The sequence below is a fragment of the Burkholderia sp. JKS000303 genome (genome assembly GCF_002563755.1).
Taxonomy (GTDB): domain Bacteria; phylum Pseudomonadota; class Gammaproteobacteria; order Burkholderiales; family Burkholderiaceae; genus Burkholderia; species Burkholderia anthina_B.
In genome coordinates, this window is the sequence record NZ_PDBZ01000003.1 from 368,079 (window position 1) to 383,957 (window position 15,879).

Annotated in this window: 14 protein-coding genes; 8 read left to right on the forward strand and 6 right to left on the reverse strand. The window is 63.2% G+C overall.

Features of this window, described 5'->3' with window-relative positions:
* Positions 1-91: 91 nt before the first annotated feature.
* Positions 92-2,335 carry a hybrid sensor histidine kinase/response regulator gene (locus BX604_RS29560; protein WP_098554381.1) on the forward strand — a complete coding sequence of 748 codons (2,244 nt, stop codon included), beginning with the start codon at positions 92-94 and terminating at the stop codon, positions 2,333-2,335.
* 46 nt (positions 2,336-2,381) lie between these two features.
* Here BX604_RS29560 and BX604_RS29565 read toward each other — a convergent pair whose 3' ends face one another.
* Positions 2,382-2,936: an NADPH-dependent FMN reductase gene (locus tag BX604_RS29565; RefSeq protein WP_098554382.1), complete on the reverse strand. Its 555-nt coding sequence runs from the start codon at positions 2,934-2,936 to the stop codon at positions 2,382-2,384.
* Positions 2,937-3,303: 367 nt separating this feature from the next.
* Between BX604_RS29565 and BX604_RS29570 the strand changes: the two genes are divergently transcribed.
* Positions 3,304-3,900 (forward strand): RNA polymerase factor sigma-70, encoded by a 597-nt coding sequence (locus BX604_RS29570; RefSeq protein WP_098554383.1) that lies wholly within the window; start codon positions 3,304-3,306, stop codon positions 3,898-3,900.
* Complete coding sequence (locus tag BX604_RS29575; protein WP_098554384.1) at positions 3,881-4,087, forward strand: zf-HC2 domain-containing protein; 207 nt, start codon at positions 3,881-3,883, stop codon at positions 4,085-4,087. Before BX604_RS29570 ends, BX604_RS29575 begins: the two co-directional genes overlap by 20 nt.
* A 418-nt stretch (positions 4,088-4,505) precedes the next feature.
* Here the strand turns inward: BX604_RS29575 and arsC are convergent, their stop codons facing one another.
* Entirely contained in the window at positions 4,506-4,862 is a 357-nt protein-coding gene (gene arsC / locus BX604_RS29580; RefSeq protein WP_098554385.1) for an arsenate reductase (glutaredoxin), read from the reverse strand.
* Positions 4,863-5,001: 139 nt separating this feature from the next.
* Here arsC and BX604_RS29585 point away from each other — a divergent pair, with 139 nt between their 5' ends.
* From BX604_RS29585 to BX604_RS29595, 3 genes are all read left to right on the forward strand, one after another.
* The gene (locus BX604_RS29585) at positions 5,002-5,241 is read left to right on the forward strand and encodes a hypothetical protein (protein ID WP_143748145.1); all 240 of its coding nucleotides are present in this window, start codon (positions 5,002-5,004) and stop codon (positions 5,239-5,241) included.
* A gap of 693 nt (positions 5,242-5,934) precedes the next feature.
* The gene (gene parA / locus BX604_RS29590) at positions 5,935-6,597 is read left to right on the forward strand and encodes a ParA family partition ATPase (RefSeq protein WP_040138954.1); all 663 of its coding nucleotides are present in this window, start codon (positions 5,935-5,937) and stop codon (positions 6,595-6,597) included.
* Between the two features lie 23 nt (positions 6,598-6,620).
* A complete protein-coding gene (locus BX604_RS29595) occupies positions 6,621-7,682 on the forward strand; it encodes a ParB/RepB/Spo0J family partition protein (protein ID WP_098554387.1) in 1,062 nt (353 codons plus the stop codon).
* A gap of 89 nt (positions 7,683-7,771) precedes the next feature.
* On the opposite strand, the gene BX604_RS29600 is transcribed toward BX604_RS29595, so the two are convergent.
* On the reverse strand, positions 7,772-9,136 hold the full coding sequence (locus tag BX604_RS29600; RefSeq protein ID WP_098554388.1) for a replication initiation protein: 1,365 nt from the start codon (positions 9,134-9,136) through the stop codon (positions 7,772-7,774).
* Positions 9,137-10,958: 1,822 nt separating this feature from the next.
* On the opposite strand from BX604_RS29600, the gene BX604_RS29605 reads away from it, so the two are divergent.
* Positions 10,959-12,140 carry a DNA-binding protein gene (locus BX604_RS29605; protein WP_098554389.1) on the forward strand — a complete coding sequence of 394 codons (1,182 nt, stop codon included), beginning with the start codon at positions 10,959-10,961 and terminating at the stop codon, positions 12,138-12,140.
* A gap of 139 nt (positions 12,141-12,279) precedes the next feature.
* On the opposite strand, the gene BX604_RS29610 is transcribed toward BX604_RS29605, so the two are convergent.
* From BX604_RS29610 to BX604_RS29620, 3 genes are all read right to left on the reverse strand, one after another.
* A complete protein-coding gene (locus BX604_RS29610) occupies positions 12,280-13,293 on the reverse strand; it encodes a tyrosine-type recombinase/integrase (protein ID WP_098554390.1) in 1,014 nt (337 codons plus the stop codon).
* A gap of 106 nt (positions 13,294-13,399) precedes the next feature.
* The gene (locus tag BX604_RS29615) at positions 13,400-13,777 is read right to left on the reverse strand and encodes a DUF2471 family protein (protein WP_098554391.1); all 378 of its coding nucleotides are present in this window, start codon (positions 13,775-13,777) and stop codon (positions 13,400-13,402) included.
* A gap of 129 nt (positions 13,778-13,906) precedes the next feature.
* On the reverse strand, positions 13,907-14,518 hold the full coding sequence (locus BX604_RS29620; RefSeq protein ID WP_098554392.1) for a helix-turn-helix domain-containing protein: 612 nt from the start codon (positions 14,516-14,518) through the stop codon (positions 13,907-13,909).
* Positions 14,519-14,679: 161 nt separating this feature from the next.
* On the opposite strand from BX604_RS29620, the gene BX604_RS29625 reads away from it, so the two are divergent.
* Positions 14,680-15,879, forward strand: coding sequence for a glycine C-acetyltransferase (locus tag BX604_RS29625; protein ID WP_098554393.1), 1,200 nt, complete (start codon positions 14,680-14,682; stop codon positions 15,877-15,879).

A 15,879-nucleotide genomic window follows, 5' to 3' on the forward strand; every position in this document is an offset into this window, starting at 1 on the left:
AATCGTCAGGTCGGGCACGCGTGCGGCGGCGCGGCGGGCGCACGCAACTCGTTTATGATTGCATGCACCTTTGCTTCACCCGCTTCCTTCGATGACGTCCGAACGGCCTGCCGACTCCCGCACACCCGCCTCTCCGCCCGCCGATGACTGGCAGGACGACGGCAGCTATGCGTCCGGCGCACCCGAACACGATTTCGCGGTCCGGCGCGTCACGCTGATCGTGCTGCTCGTCGCGGCGATCGTGCTGCCGTGCATCTACGTGTCGGTCATGGCATACAACGACCTGAAGGCGCGCGAAGCCGCGGCGAGCGACGTGACGATGCGCACCGTGCGCGTCGCCGAGGAACATGCACTCAAGGTGTTCGACCTGACCGAAAGCCTCGATGCGCGCATCGTCGACCTCGTGCAGGACATGGACGACGCCACCGTGCGCCGCGACGAGTCCGACATTCACGACGCGCTGAACACGATCGGCGGCGGCTATCCGCAGGTCGCGGCCGTGTCGATCTTCGGCGCGAGCGGGATGCTGCTCGCGAACAGTCTCTACTATCCGGCGCCGTATGCGTCGATCGCGAACCGCGACGACTTCGCCGGCATCCGCGACGGCAAGGTGATCGAACACATCTCGCGGCTGATGATGGGGCCGCTCAAGCTCGAGAACATCCCCGTGTTCAACACCGGCGTCGCGCGACGCCACAGCGACGGTTCGTTCGCCGGCATGGTGTCGATCGCGTTGAAGTCGTCGTATTTCAACGCGTTCTACCGCGACCTGCTCGGCGGCGTGAGCACGCCGATGACGATGGCGCTCGCGCGCTCCGACGGCGCGGTGATCGCGTCGTATCCGCCGCCGCCGGCGCTCGCGCACACCGATCGCCTCGCCACCTTCGGCAACCCGCACAACGACCCGCGAGCGGGCGTGGTGCGGGTGCGCCATGAAGGCGCCAGCAGCGAGATCGTCGCGTACCGCCAGGTCGGCAGCTATCCCGTGTACGTGACCTGCGCATACCGCACCTCGGCCATCTGGCGCGAATGGTACGAACACCTGAGCGTGCTGTTCATTTCGATGTTCGCGCCGTCGATCGCGCTGTGGTCGGTGATCTGGCTGTCGCTGAAGCGGCTGAAGGCGGAAGAGCAGGCGTGGGACCGCTGGCAGGCGGAAGCGTCGATGCGGCGCTCGATCGAATCGGCGTACCGGCAGTCGCGCAAGATGCAGGCGCTCGGCAACCTGGTCGGCAGCGTCGCGCACGACTTCAACAACCTGCTGATGATCATCTCGAGCAACGTGCAGATCGTGCGGCGGCGCGAAGTCCAGCATCTCGACAAGGAGCTGGGTGCGATCGAGCGCGCGCTGAAGAACGGCCAGTCGCTCACGCGCCAGCTCCTCGGCGTCGCACGTAAGCAGCCGCTGCACAACGAGACGATCGACGTCGGCCAATGGGTCGGCACGTGCCGCGAACTGCTGAAGACGTCGCTCGGTTCGAAGTCGTCGCTGGTCGTCGCGATCGAGCCCGGCGTGTGGCCGATCCGTATCGACGTGGCGGAGCTCGAGCTCGCGGTGATCAATCTCGCGGTCAATGCGCGCGATGCGATGTCGACCGGCGGCCGCTTCACGGTCGGCGCGCGCAACGTGACGCTGCGTCGCGAGGACGGCTTTCCATTGACCGGCGATTTCGTGCAGATCTCGCTCGACGATACGGGCTCGGGCATGGCGCCCGACGTGCTCGCGCGCGCGTTCGAGCCGCTGTTCACGACGAAGGCGCACGGGATGGGGACGGGGCTCGGGTTGCCGCAGGTGTTCGCGTTCTGCGAACGCTCGGGCGGCCTGGCGACGATCGACAGCGCGGTCGGCGCCGGGACGTCGGTACGCCTGTACCTGCCGCGTGCACGGGTCGAGGACATCGTCGCGCGGCCGCAGCCCGTCGCGCACGATACCGGCGCGCTCGCCGGGCTGCACGTGCTGCTCGTGGAAGACAACGGCGAAGTCGCGGCCGGCACCGAAGCGCTGCTCACGCTGCTCGGACACCGCGTGACCTATGCGCCCACCGCCGACGACGCGTTGCGCCTGATCGAAGGCGCGGCCGCGAACGATGCGTTCGACCTGGTGATCTCGGATATCCACATGCCGGGCCGCCTGAACGGCATCGACCTCGCCGAAGCCATTGACCAGCGGCCGGGGAAGCTGCCCGTGATTCTGGTCACGGGTTATGCGGAAGAACTCGACCGCACGCGGACCGTCAACGTGCGCGTGCTGTCGAAGCCGTTCGACATCGCGCTGCTCGACGAGATCCTGCTCGGGATTCGCGAAGCGCGCGATGCGCGGCATGCCGGCGCCTGAACCGCAGCGCGCGAGTCAGGCACCGGCAGCGTGCTGGAGGCGGCGATCAGGCCGCCTTCAGCACGCGGACCCAGTCGACGTAGCGATCGACGAAGCCCTGCAGGAACTTGCGGGTGTCCTCGCTGACGATCTGGCCTTGATCGTCGATGCGGGCCGGGTCGTGCTTGATGAACATCTCGGGCTGGCCGAGCGTCTTCACGTCGAGATACGCGAGCACGTTGCGCAGGTGCTGCTGCGCGAGCGCCGTGCCGACCGCGCCCGGCGACGTGCCGAGCACCGCCCCCGGCTTACCCGACCACGAGTTGTGGCCCCACGGACGCGAGCCCCAATCCAGCGCATTCTTCAGCACGCCCGGAATCGACCGGTTGTACTCGGGCGTGACGAACAGCAACGCATCCGCCGCTTCGATCGACTGCTTGAAGCGCTTCGCGACTTCCGGATAGTCGGCGTCGTAGTCCTGGCTGTACAGCGGCAGTTCGCCGATCTCGACGAATTCGAACGAGAAGTCGGCGGGGGCGAGCGAAACGACGGCATGCGCGAGCGCACGGTTCGTGGAACCGCGACGCAGACTGCCGACGACAACCGCAACACGATAGGACATGGCTTTCTCCTTCCGGTGAGTGAGGAATCGAATTGATTGATTCCGGACAAGCGACAAAGGTCTGTTTATAGGCAAGCCAGCCCGTGAGCCGCCCCACGGGGCCACCCGGCCGACTTTCCACAAGGTTTTCCACAGAAATTGTGGATAACTTGACCGTTATGATCTGACGTTACAAACCGCCCGCGTTGCGATTTCGCGGCGCGCGGCGCGGGGTTCCGGCAAGCATAGCGCAGCGCACCGGACGCGTTCGTGAATTCGCGACGGAACATGCGTTGCGGGCCGACGCGGCGCCCAGTAAGCTGCTCGCACGGCGACGCGCCCGCCCTGTGGCGCACTCGCGATCGCTTCATGAGGCTTCCGATCCACCATGCCGTCCGCGTACGACGACCCTGCCTACCTGGCGCAACTGCGGCGCGACCTGCTGCGATTCGCGCGACTTCAGCTCCGCGACGCCGACACCGCAGAGGATGCCGTGCAGGAAGCACTGACCGCCGCGTGGTCGCACGCCGGGGAATTTGCCGGACGGTCCGCGCACAAGACCTGGGTATTCGGCATCCTGCGCAACAAGCTGATCGACGTCCTGCGCGCACGGCAGCGGATGGTGAGCCTGTCCGCGCTCGATGCGGAACTCGACGGCGAAGCTGTGCTCGATCGCGAGTTGTTCAAGGAAAACGGACACTGGGCCGCGCATACGAAGCCTCGACCGTGGCCGCGCCCCGAGACGCTGTTGCAGCAACAGCAGTTCTGGACGCTGTTCCAGGCCTGCCTCGACCATCTCCCCGAGCAAATCGGACGCGTGTTCATGATGCGCGAATTCCTCGATGTCGAGATCGCGGACATCTGCAGCGAATTGACGTTGACGACCAATCATTGCAGCGTGCTACTGTACCGGGCGCGCACGCGCCTGCGCACCTGCCTCACCGAACAAGGACTGACGACCGAAGATGCTGCCTGGGAAATGTAGCGACGTGACGCGACTGCTGTCGGATGCGCTCGATCGGCGTTTGACGCTGCACGAGCGGATGCAGGTGCGTGTGCATTTGCCGACTTGTAGCGGATGCCGGGCTTATCGCGGACAGATCGGGATGCTGAGGGTTGCCGCGCACGTGGCGGCGGGGCGGGATGGGGTGGACGCGATGGGGGATGGTTAGGGGTGTCGCGTGGATGTCGTTCCGGCCGGGTGGTGAGGGGGCGCTCGGTGACGATGGTGATGTGGGTGGGGTGGTTGCTGCTTTGCGCTGCGGCTGGTTTGCGCGGCGTGCGGTGATGGTGGCTGCGTGATGTGAGCGGTGGATGGTCCGTGGTCTGCGGACGTGCTCGGGTAATCCGGTGCGCTTGGCTGTTGTAGCTTGTGCGTTGCCGGCGGCTGCGGTTTTCGAGCTGCGGGAAGGGCGGTGTGGTGAGGTGTCAGCGGTGCGCGACTTCGGTTGGCTGATCCGGTGCGTTTTTTAGGTGTCGCGGATAGGCGATGTCCGGGCGGTGCGTCGCGCAGAGCGATCCCAACCGATCAACCCGGTGCTCATGCGCCGGGCTGATGCGATGCGATCAGAAAAATACGCCGAACAACAATTATTCGAACAGCGCGCGCACCGATTCAGGCGGTCGCCCGATGGCTGCCTTGCCTCGATACACGACGATCGGACGCTGCAGCAGAATCGGATGAGCGGCAATCGCTTCGTATGCCTGGGCATCGGTGAGATCCGCGCGAGCCAGATCCAGCGTCTTGTACGGCTCCTCGCCATCGCGAAGCATGTCGCGCACCGGACGCCCCAGCTGACGATGCAGTGCTTCAAGCTCCCCAACGGTCGGCGGCGTCTTCAGATACTCGACTACGTTCACCGGCGTGCCAGTCGTGTTCAGCGTATCGACGAGCGCGAGCGTCTCGCGAGACTTCGAGCATCGGGGGTTGTGATAGATCGTGATCATCTTTCAGGCCTGGATGGTAGAGGCCCGTATTGTAGCCAGTCTGATTGTGGGTGTTTCGGCGGGGTGGGAAAGAGGTCGCGCGGGGGCAGGGGTTCGGCGGGATCGAGGCGCGAGTCGCCGGGCCCCGTACGAGCGAAGCGTGTTTGAAATGTTTATGCGCATAAAGCGTGTTGCGCAGTCGAGCACCAAGACGCTCGAGGCCGGCGAAGGAACGTGGCTAACAATGGCTCCGCGCTATGGCACACCGAGAGCGGCAAAAGCGGACAGCCTCGCCGCGCACGAACGCATCTCGCAGGGCGGCGGCTACACCATGCGGATACGGCCGCCGGCCAGGATCGTGTCGAACATGAAGATGGCCAAACGCGCTCTGCCTCGTTGAGTTTATGCGCATAAAGCTGCGCGCATTCGGGCAGGTCTAGTGGCGCGCTCGTCGCGTGGCCTGCGCCTGAGTCCTGCAGCAATCAGCGGGGCAGCGCTCGATAGCATCCCGATGCGGCGGCGCTCGTCGCCCCTATGTTCACCGTCAGCGCGCGACCCTTGCGGTCGCCACCTTCGACGGGTTTATGCGCATAAACGTTGGGGGGGGACAACATGCAGCGGCCGCGCTATCCCGAGCATCCCGAGCATCCCGAGCATCCCGAGCATCCCGAGCATCCCGAGCATCCCGAGCATCCGCGGCAGTCTGCGCAGAGCAAGCGTACCCGTCCAGACGCAAGATCGAGTGGTGCCCCTCTGGCGAATACCCGCCGCAGCGCCGAAGTTTATGCGCACAAACTCGCCCTCGAAGGCAGCAAGCATCCTGAACAAGCGAGAGGGCAGGTGCCTCCACATCGCGGCGAGCAACCGACTTCTTCCGACGTGAAACCGCCCCGTCTGCGGGTCCACTACCCAGCCAATCATCGACCGTTCATAGCCGCACAACTGCGGCGCCTCAGCCACCCGATATTCGCCGCCTCGTTTATGCGCATAAACCGATATCCCGAATGGCTAACGCGTAGTTGGTGAACGACAATTTCATTGAAATATAAATATCGTCCTGTAGAATTCCAACGACCAAAAACAGGAGTGAAAATTGGCCGCAGAAATCATTGCAGTCACTCAACAAAAAGGTGGCGTCGGCAAAAGCACGATTGCCATGCACCTCGGCGCTGCATTCCACGAGAAAGGAAAGCGCGTCCTCGTCATCGACGCTGACGGTCAAAACACACTGGTTCACTGGTCGAGCGCGTCTGGCGATAGCGACGCCGGCATTCCTTTCCCGGTCGTCAACCTCGCCGAAGCCGGCGGCCAGATCCATCGCGAGATCAAGAAGTTCATCAACGACTACGACATCATCGTCGTCGATTGCCCGCCGTCGATCACCGAGAAGGTGTCCGGCGTCGTACTGCTGGCCGCATCGATTGCCGTGATCCCGACTTCGTCGTCGCCGGCCGATTACTGGTCGAGCGTCGGGCTGGTCAAGCTGATCCAGCAGGCGCAGGTGATGAACGAAGACCTCCGCGCCGTCTTCCTGCTGAACAAGACCGAAGAGAAGCGGATGCTGACGCGCGAACTCAAGCGCGCGCTCGAGGAACTCGGCTTCCCGCTGTTGAAGACGCAAATCCCGACCCGGGAAGCGTACAAGCAGGCGATGGCACTCGGTCAGACCGTGCTGCAGATGAACGATCGTGGCGCCAAGCTGGCCGCTGCGGAAATCCGCGCATGTGCCGACGAAATCGTCGCCATGCTGCCCTGACTTTATGCGCATAAAGGAGTCACATGAAGCCCTCCCAATTTGCAAAAGGATTCCAAGCGCGCCCGGATATCACGACGAGCGAAAAACGCACGGCACTTGATCGGCTGAATGCCATCGACGGCATCGTCAAGTCCGAGACGGCTACGCCGGCCCCGACGAAGTCGGCGAAGAAAGACATCGCACCGCCGCCCGTTCCGGAAGTCCTGCTCGATCCGTCGACCGACGAGTCGGCGCAATACCGCGCGTGGCGTCTCGAGAACCGCTATGCACCCGGTCAGGTGATCGAGCTGCCGCTGAAGACGATCAAGCATAGCCCGTTCAACCCGCGGCACTTCTATCTGAAATCGTCGATTGCCGAGCTCGCGGTCAACCTCGCGAAGCAGGGGCAACAGCAGGCAATTCACGTGATTCCGGACTACGACAATCCGGGCACGTATTTCGTCAGCGACGGCGGCCGCCGCGTACGTGCACTGAAGGAAGCGAACAAGGAATCGGTGAAGGCGATCGTGATCGACGTGCCGATCGGTATCCAGAGCTACAAGCTCGGTTACGACCTGAACGTGCAACGCGATTCGCAGACGGTATTCGACAACGCCGTCGTATGGCGCCGCTTCCTCGACGACAAGCATTTCCAGAGCCAGAAGGAGCTGTCCGAACATCTTGGCCTCGACGAGTCGACGGTCGCCGTTGCGCTGTCGATCGGCAAGCTGCCGGAAACCGTCATGCAGGAGATGGTCGCGCGTCCCGATCGCTTCGGTTCGAACATGGCGTATCAGGTCGGCCGTTATCACAATGCGCGCGGCACCGAGGCCACGCTGCGACTGATCAACAAGATCGTGTCGGACGACCTCAGCACGCGTCAGGTGTCGGACATCGTCAAGGGCCGTGTCGCGGCACAAGAGACGCCGAAACCGGCGGGGCGGCAGCGCTATGCGCAACGTCTGGAGATCAAGCTCGGCGGCAAGTCGGTCGGCGACCTGAAGTCGTATGGCGAAGACCGCATCGAACTGCGCCTGCGCGGGCTTCCGAAGGAAAAGCGCGACGCGATCCTCGAGCAGCTCGAGCGGATGCTGTTGTCGGAGTGAGGGAAGCGGCCGGCAGGGCCTGGCGATGCGCCGGGCCCGCCGATCAGGCGGGCGGCCGGCGGCGGCCCGTCAGAGGGCCTGAGCGGGCCTCAGGCGGCCCGCGATTGATTCAGGGTGAACGACAGCAGGTCGCCGTCGGTCGGCTCGCCCCAGGTCTTCCGGGCCAGCCAATCGAAAAATGCCGTCTCGGCCAGCTTGGACTCGAGGCCGCGCTTGCGCCAATCGTCACGCAGGTGCGAGCCCATCGTCGGCAACACCTCCGACTCGAACGACTCGCGCGCCACTTCGCGCTCGGCGTCACCCTGCTCGTCGTACAGCACCTTCGCTTCCTTGCGGCGGAACGCCGCGAATTCGCTCAGCAGACGCGCCTTCAAATCGTCCGGCTGCGCCGCGACGACCTTCGCCGACGGCGTGCCGGCCGGCAGCGCATCGACGGACTCGACCGGCGGCGCATAACCCTTCTTCAGCGCGTCCTTGAACAACGCCGGCGCACTGCGCACCGGCGGCAGCGTCGTGCTGCGCAGCCGCTGCTCGGTCATCTGCAGCGCCGCGCGAATCCGGTTTTCCTCACTGTCCGCGTAGAGCGTCTGCGCTTCCTTGAGCGGGATCCCGAGCTTCACCATCCGGTCGACCAGCGTGCTGTCGAACACGTTCGGGTGCTCGTCGAGTGCGAGCATCGGCTGCTTGCGCTCGGTCACACGGAACTGGATCTCCGCGACCCGCCGTCCTTCACGATGCTCGATCAGCTCGACGAAGATGTTGGTGACCGCGTTGACCTCGGCGATCGCCGGACGCAGATAGTCGCGCTTGAAGTACTTGTACTCGCGCTTCGCCTCGTCGCCGGCTTCCGTGTCCGGCGTGCCCGACAGAATCGGACGCCACCATTCCCACGGCTCGCGCATCGTCAGATGGCTCGGGTTCGTCAGATAGCGCACGCAGATTTCGTACAGCGCCAGACCGGCGCTGCTGCGCAACTGGCTCTGGAACTGCAGGCTCAGGCGTGCGTACTGGACCGGGTCGAGCAGCTTCTTCTTGATCTTCGGTGCGAACGAGAATTCGACCCACACGCGGCGGGTGGCCGGATCCTCGAGAATTTCGGCATCGGCGATCAGCGTCGAGATGCCCCACTTGCGGCCCGGCTTCTGGCTCGACGTGCCCGTGCTCCATTCGACCTGGACCGACACCATGCGGCGCAGGTGTTCCTTCACCAGCGCGGTGTCGTTCGAATCAAAAGCGGAGTTGGCGACGATGTCCGACAGCAGCGCGCGATAGGTATCGCCCGAGTCGTCGGCCTGCTGCGCGACGGCGAGCAGGACGTTGAACAGCTTGCGGGTCAGGAGCGTGATCTTGCCGCTCTTCGGCTGAATTGCGATCGCCTCGACGGCCTTACGCAATTCGGCTGAACTGGCACTCACCACATCCACATCGGTTTTCTTGGCGCGCTTCGTGGCCATGCGTCGGGTCGGAGGAGAAGTTTCCCGGAAGGATAGCGCCTGTGGTGATGTGCGTCCAGAACGACATACTCACCATAGCCGGTGAAGCACGCGTGCAAAGCGGCACTCACCCCAACGGCCTCCCGAAAACGCTCACCGGTCCGAAATCCGGGCGTTCCGGACTCTTCCAGACGTGTCGCGGGATGCGCCGGCTCACAGATTTTTGCCTGTGCACGACACGTGCGAAACCGGCTCCCGTATCACCTCACCTTTCGATTTGTCGTAATTTTACGACTGCCTCGACGTGCACCGGTCACAGCGTCGCCACTGCATGTCACGGCATCGCTTCGGCAGCCCTGTGCGAGCCTGTATGCATGTACAGGCGCGGCTGTCCGGCCGATCGCGATCATGTCCGGCATCCGGAAACACAGCCCGAAAAGCGGCTCCGAAGCGTGAAGCGAGCCTGCTTCACAAGCCCGGGCGCGCATTGTACAGCGCACAGAACCCGTTCGGTCCCGAAAATCCTCACCCGACCAACCCATAATTCTGTGACCCGCATGTCGACGAATCCCCGACACACGCGGGATTGGCCGCCAAGACCTCCCGAAAAGTCTCACCTTATTGAAAAAAACGGCGCTGCAACGGACGCAAAAGCGACTCCCGAAAAACCTCACCGTAACCGTCGCGGTATCAAAAATCTCAATGCCATCCGATACTTAGGTGAAACTGGCGTTCCGCTGTGTCCGGCGATCGCCCCCCGAAAAGCCTCACCTTTCAGGCAGCGAAGCGAATGCGACAGCTGTGTGTCGACCCCTGAAAAACCTCACCTGTGCCGAAAAGTGGCACAGAAAAAATCGGATTTCGGCCAGTCCTGGCGGGCTTTTCAGCGAATTCGTCGGATCACAGGTCCTGAAAAGCCTCACCTTTGACCATTTTTCGGGCAAACAGGGATCCCGAAAATCCTCACCTGTGAGTACGATCGCCGGCTGTGATTTAGCCCCCGAAAAACCTCACCTCAACGGGATCCGGGCAGGAAAACCCGGATTTCCCTCCCGAAAAGCCTCACCTTTCGGACTTCACAGGCCCCACAGGGCACTTTTGCTGTGCAAAATGGCGGCCGGTTCCCGGAAATCCTCACAGCAAATCCGCTGCGAGTCCCGTGAAACCTCACCTTTCGGGAAAAATGCCTAAAAGATGGGCAGAATCGGGGCAGGAAGAAGGTCCCGCAAAATCTCACCTATGTCTGCACAGGCAGAAATCTGTGCATGTAGGCACCGCGCGGGTTCTGTGGCTGTGTGGCCCCGAAAAGCCTCACCTTTGGGAAAACGCGCGTTTCACTGTGATCCCGAATCCGCTCACGACCTTTCCTGCATCGGCTCACGCAGTTCCCCGAACCCCATCACTTCTGCTCCCGCAAAAGATCACCTTGGTTCCCGTAAAACTTCACCTTGTCGTCCGGAAAGCCTTGCTACATAAGGCTGTGCCGTGGCGTTAACGTTTTTAACTAAGGGTTCAAGGGTGTTTACTTCTAATACTCTCAAGACATTCGTTCCCGAGTTTTCCACAGACACCCCAACCCCTGAACACCCACAGGCTCCGGTGTCCGTTGTCATGTGAAACAAATGCCCTTTTTCGTGGGATGCAGGAAAACACTTGCAATACAATGACTTGACGGACCTTCTTCGCTTTGTTTCACGGAATTTGAAGCATGGATCGCCTGGAACGGCTCACAGACCCGATTTCTGTGCGAAGCGACGTAAATTCGCGACGGTCGACGAAAACAAGTATCAAAAAATACGTATTTCGTTATGATCGCAACATATCAATGTCTGTGAGCCACGTCATGACGCTGGATGAAATTCGTCACGCCATCCGGGAAGAACTCGAATCACTGCGTGCGAGCGGCGCTCGACGTCAGGAATTGTCGCTGCATGCGTGCAAGCGTCTGTTCTTCGATCTCGGCATTCGGCCGTCAGCCGCCAATGTCCGGGATCTGACCCAGACCGGCAGCGCCAGCGACATTCCGAAGGACATCGATCACTTCTGGGAGCGCATCCGCTCCGCGTCCAAGGTCAGGCTCGACGGTGCGGCGATTCCAAAAGCTGTGGAGGAAAAGGCCGGCGCGCTGCTCGGTGCCCTTTATGAAGAAGCGCTGAAAGCCGCCCGGGAAAGCCTCGACGTCGACCGCGAGCAAGTTCGCGCGGGCGTGACCGACGCCGAGCAGCGCCTGCGCGACGCCACGGTTCGCCAGGAAACGCTCGAAGGCGCACTGGCCCGCAGCGAAACCCGCAACGACCAGCTGCAGACGCGTGTGACCGAACTCGAAGTGCAGCTCGTGTCGCAATCGACACACGGTTCGGCAAACGAAGCGACGCTGCTCACCACAGTCGCCCGACTCGAAAAGGAATTGGCTGCAATGGCTGGCCGGGTCGACGCCGAACAGACACAGAACGCGGCGCTACGCGATCGCATCGATACGCTGCAGGCCGAATTGCAGCAGCGCACCGAACACTATGCGCAGCAGATCAAGGACGCGGTGGCCGAAGCCGAACGCCGCGTCAAACCGATGCTGGTCGAACTCGATTCGCTGCGTAGCATGGCATCGACTTACCAGAGCGGCCTGCGCGACGTGCAGCGCAAGGAATTCGATTTCCTTCAGCAATTGAGTTCGGCCAAGGCCCGTGCAGACCGGCTCGAAGAGCAGTTGCGCACCCAGAGCGACGAACTGGAGCGCGCAACGCGCGATGTGAATACGCTGCGTGCGAGCCGCGGGATGAATCCGGAAATTTCGGCACTGATTCGGCGGCTGGCCGAGGCTGGCCAACTGGACGCAGACGCGTTTTCCGCGATCGGGACATCGCTGGATCACGAGATTCCGGTCCCGAATCAGTGCCCGCATTGCGACGGAGAGCCGGAGCTGTCACACGGCGACGACGGTTTCGAAGTGTCGTGTCCCGAATGCGAGCATGCGTCGGGGCCATGGCCTTCCCGATTCGAGGCGGTCGCGCGCTTTGCGCGAAGCTGAGCCGTCGACTGCCGGCGCGGCATCACAGGTGAGAGTGTCCGGGAAGCTTGAGGTGAGGTTTTTCGGGAGCTGTGAAACGGTGAGGCTGCGCCACACAAGGCTGCTCACGGATCATGTCGCGTGAGCAGCCAGTTCCGAATCAGTGAGTTTCGTCCTGCTCGGACGCATCACCGTTGGCAAGATCGTCGCGCCAGTTTTTCCATGCGCGATGCAGGCGGTTCGACGAGATCGGGCGCATGAAGCCCAGCCATTTGCCGACCCGCTCGGGCGGGACGTCGTGTTCGAACAGTTCGGCCGCATAGGTGTTGCGCAGCGTTTGCGGACTCGCACGCGCGGTGCGCGACGACGTGAGTCCGGCGGATTCGACGATCGCGTCAATCGCGCGCAGCATCGTCGCCTTGTGCATCGGCCGCCCGGCATGCGATGCGGGGAACACGAGTTCGCCCGGAATTTCCTGACGCTTGCGTTCCACGAGCCATGCTTCGAGCAACGCGATTGCGAACGACGCGAGATGGGTTTCGCGCGCGAAATCGGGATGCGTCGACTGGATCTGCAGCGAGGTGCCGCTCGTATTGATGCAACTAATCGTAAGCGCACGCGCTTCGCCGGTTTTCACGCCGGCGCCCAGAAATGCGGCAACGAGCGCGCGATCGCGCCGCTCCTTCCAGTACGCGGAACCGGATACGCCGATCGGCGAAAACAGGTAAGCCAGCAACTTCGCGCGTTCGGTCGGTGTCAGGAAACCAGTCGGCTCGTTGTCACGGGCCTTTCGCCAGGTCGCTTCGCCATCCTGAGCGATGAAGCGCGCAGGGTTGGTCGATGCGAACTCGGTGCGCCGGATGTGATCGAGTACGCGCTCGATCAATCGCAAATAGCGCATTCGTTGCGTTTTCCGGATCGGAAGTTCACCGACGAAGTGAGCGATCGACGCGGTATCGACCGTGGCGAGGTTTTTCTGATGAATACGCAGCCAGGTGAGAAACGCGCCCCATTGCGCGCGATAGACATCGGCCGACGAGCGACGGTAGTCCTGCATGGCAAGCCATGCGTCGAATGCGGTTTCGGGCGAGAGGATCCAGTCGGACGCGCCGCGGTCGAACAGGTCCTTTTCTTCAGGCCGTACGGGGATGTCGGGGGGCGTGGGAAGAGACATGTTATTTATTCCGTTAGTTGCGTGTATGGTAGCCCTTTCCGCAACGTCTCGGGCAGTAAGCAGGATGTTGGAGCAGGTCAGCCATGCTGGACGGCCGGGCCTGATGTCAGTCGCCCCAAGCCTTCGACGGACGGGGAGCGCGCTCGCGCGGCGACGCGTTCTGCGACGCTGCCGCTGCTTCATATGCGAGCACCGCGAACGAGAAGACGGCGGGGAGTGCGTTCGATCGGCCGAAGTCGATCGGATCGTCCGTTTCGGGAAAGGTCATGTCCGACGGGCGTTCGAACAACTGACGCATGCCGACTTCATGCCGGCTGGCAAAGCCGAGATCGGCGAGCGCCTCTGCTTCGATGGCGTGCAGCAGACGCCACGACAGCGGGACACGCTGCCGGATATAGCGCCCGGCAATATGGTGGACGATCAGCTCGAGGTCGTGCGCGGCAGCCTTGAAGCTGAGCGCGGCCAAATCTTGTTCTTCTGTCATCGCAGGCTCCTGTCGACCGAAGCAGGCGCCTCGGTGCGCCGACCCCGGCCATGCATGGCGGAATGTCCGTATACTGTACAAACATACAGTATTTTCCGCAACTGGCCTTTTGGCCAGCTACACGCATCGTCAGCGATGAATCACGATCAGTAGTGCGCGTGCCTCGGCCTTGCCGGGGTTGCGGATGGCGTGCGGCGTGTCGGCCGGATAGCGGGCGGTGTCGCCCGCTTTCAGGCGGCGGCTCGCGTCCGCGGCTTCGATTTCCATCGCGCCCTGCAGCACGGTCAGGTGTTCGCGCGTGCCGGGTTCGTGCGCGTTCGAGACGAGCGCGCCGCCGCCCGGCAGCGTCAGCTCGTACCACTCGAACTTGCCGGCCAGGTCGATCGGGCCCCATACACGCAACTGATAGCGGCCGTCGTGGCCGGCGAGCGTCGGAATGTCGTGCGGGCCGTCCACACGGATCGTCTCGGGGGCTTTGGGTTGCGAGAACAGTTCGTCGAGCGTGATGCCGAGCGCGTTCGTGAGCCGCCACGCCACCGCGATCGTCGGATTGGCCTTGTCGCGCTCGATCTCGGAGAGCATCGATTTCGATACGCCGGCGGCTCGCGACAGGTCGTCGAGCGTGAGCTTGCGCTCGTTGCGCAGGCGCTGGATCTGCTCGCCGACGCGCGGCGGCGTCACGGCCGGCTGCTGCGGTGTGGCGTCGGCACGCGTGCGCCGCGACGCGGAGGAACTTGCCATTTGGTTTCCGTTCGCTTAGAGTTGTTCGGTATTTCGAATTCTAGTTCGGAATATCGGATAAATGCGGTCAACCGAACGACCGACTATAACAGTAGCAGGCCGTTGCGCTGCCGCCACGAGTGGCGCGCGACGGAATGCGAAACCCTGTCAGGAGCTTTGCGATGCGTGATGCCTTTCTCGCCCAGGTGCGCGGGACGCTCGACCAGATCCGCGCGGATGGTTTTTACAAGACCGAGCGCGAGATCGCGAGTCCCCAAGCCGCGGCCGTGCGGCTCGCCGGCGGTGCCGGCGTGCTGAATTTCTGCGCGAACAACTATCTGGGTCTGGCGAACGATCCGCGCCTGATCGCCGCGGCGCAGGCCGGTCTCGATCAGGACGGCTTCGGCATGGCGTCGGTGCGCTTCATCTGCGGCACGCAAACCGTGCACAAGCAGCTTGAAAGTGCGCTGTCCACGTTTCTCGGCACCGAGGACAGCATCCTCTATTCGAGCTGTTTCGATGCGAACGGCGGCCTGTTCGAGACGCTGCTCGACGAGAACGACGCGGTGATCAGCGACGAGCTGAACCACGCGAGCATCATCGACGGCGTCCGTCTGTGCAAGGCGAAGCGGTTTCGCTACAAGAACAACGACCTGTCCGACCTCGAGGCGAAGCTCAAGGAGGCCGACGCAGCGGGCGCGCGCCACAAGCTGATCGCGACCGACGGCGTGTTCTCGATGGACGGCATCATCGCCGACCTGAAAGGCATCTGCGACCTCGCGGATCGCTACGGCGCGCTCGTGATGGTCGACGATTCGCACGCGGTCGGCTTCATCGGCGCACATGGCCGCGGCACGCCCGAGCATTGCGGCGTCGACGGCCGCGTCGACATCATCACCGGCACGCTCGGCAAGGCGCTTGGCGGCGCATCGGGCGGCTACGTCGCGGCCCGTCGCGAGATCGTCGAGCTGCTGCGTCAGCGTTCGCGCCCGTACCTGTTCTCGAACACGCTGACGCCGAGCATCGCCGCAGCGTCGCTGAAGGTGCTGGAACTGCTCGGCAGCGACGAAGGCGCGAAGCTGCGCGAGCGCGTGCGCGAGAACGGCGTGCGTTTCCGCGAACAGATGACGGCCGCGGGCTTCACGCTCGTGCCGGGTGCGCACCCGATCATCCCGGTGATGCTCGGCGACGCGCAGCTTGCGACGAACATGGCCGACCGGTTGCTCGCCGAAGGCATCTACGTGATCGGCTTCTCGTTCCCGGTCGTGCCGCGCGGTCGCGCGCGCATCCGCACGCAGATGAGTGCCGCGCACACCCCCGAACAGATCGATCAGACGGTCGCCGCGTTCGTGCGCGTCGGCAAGTCGCTCGGTATCGTCTGA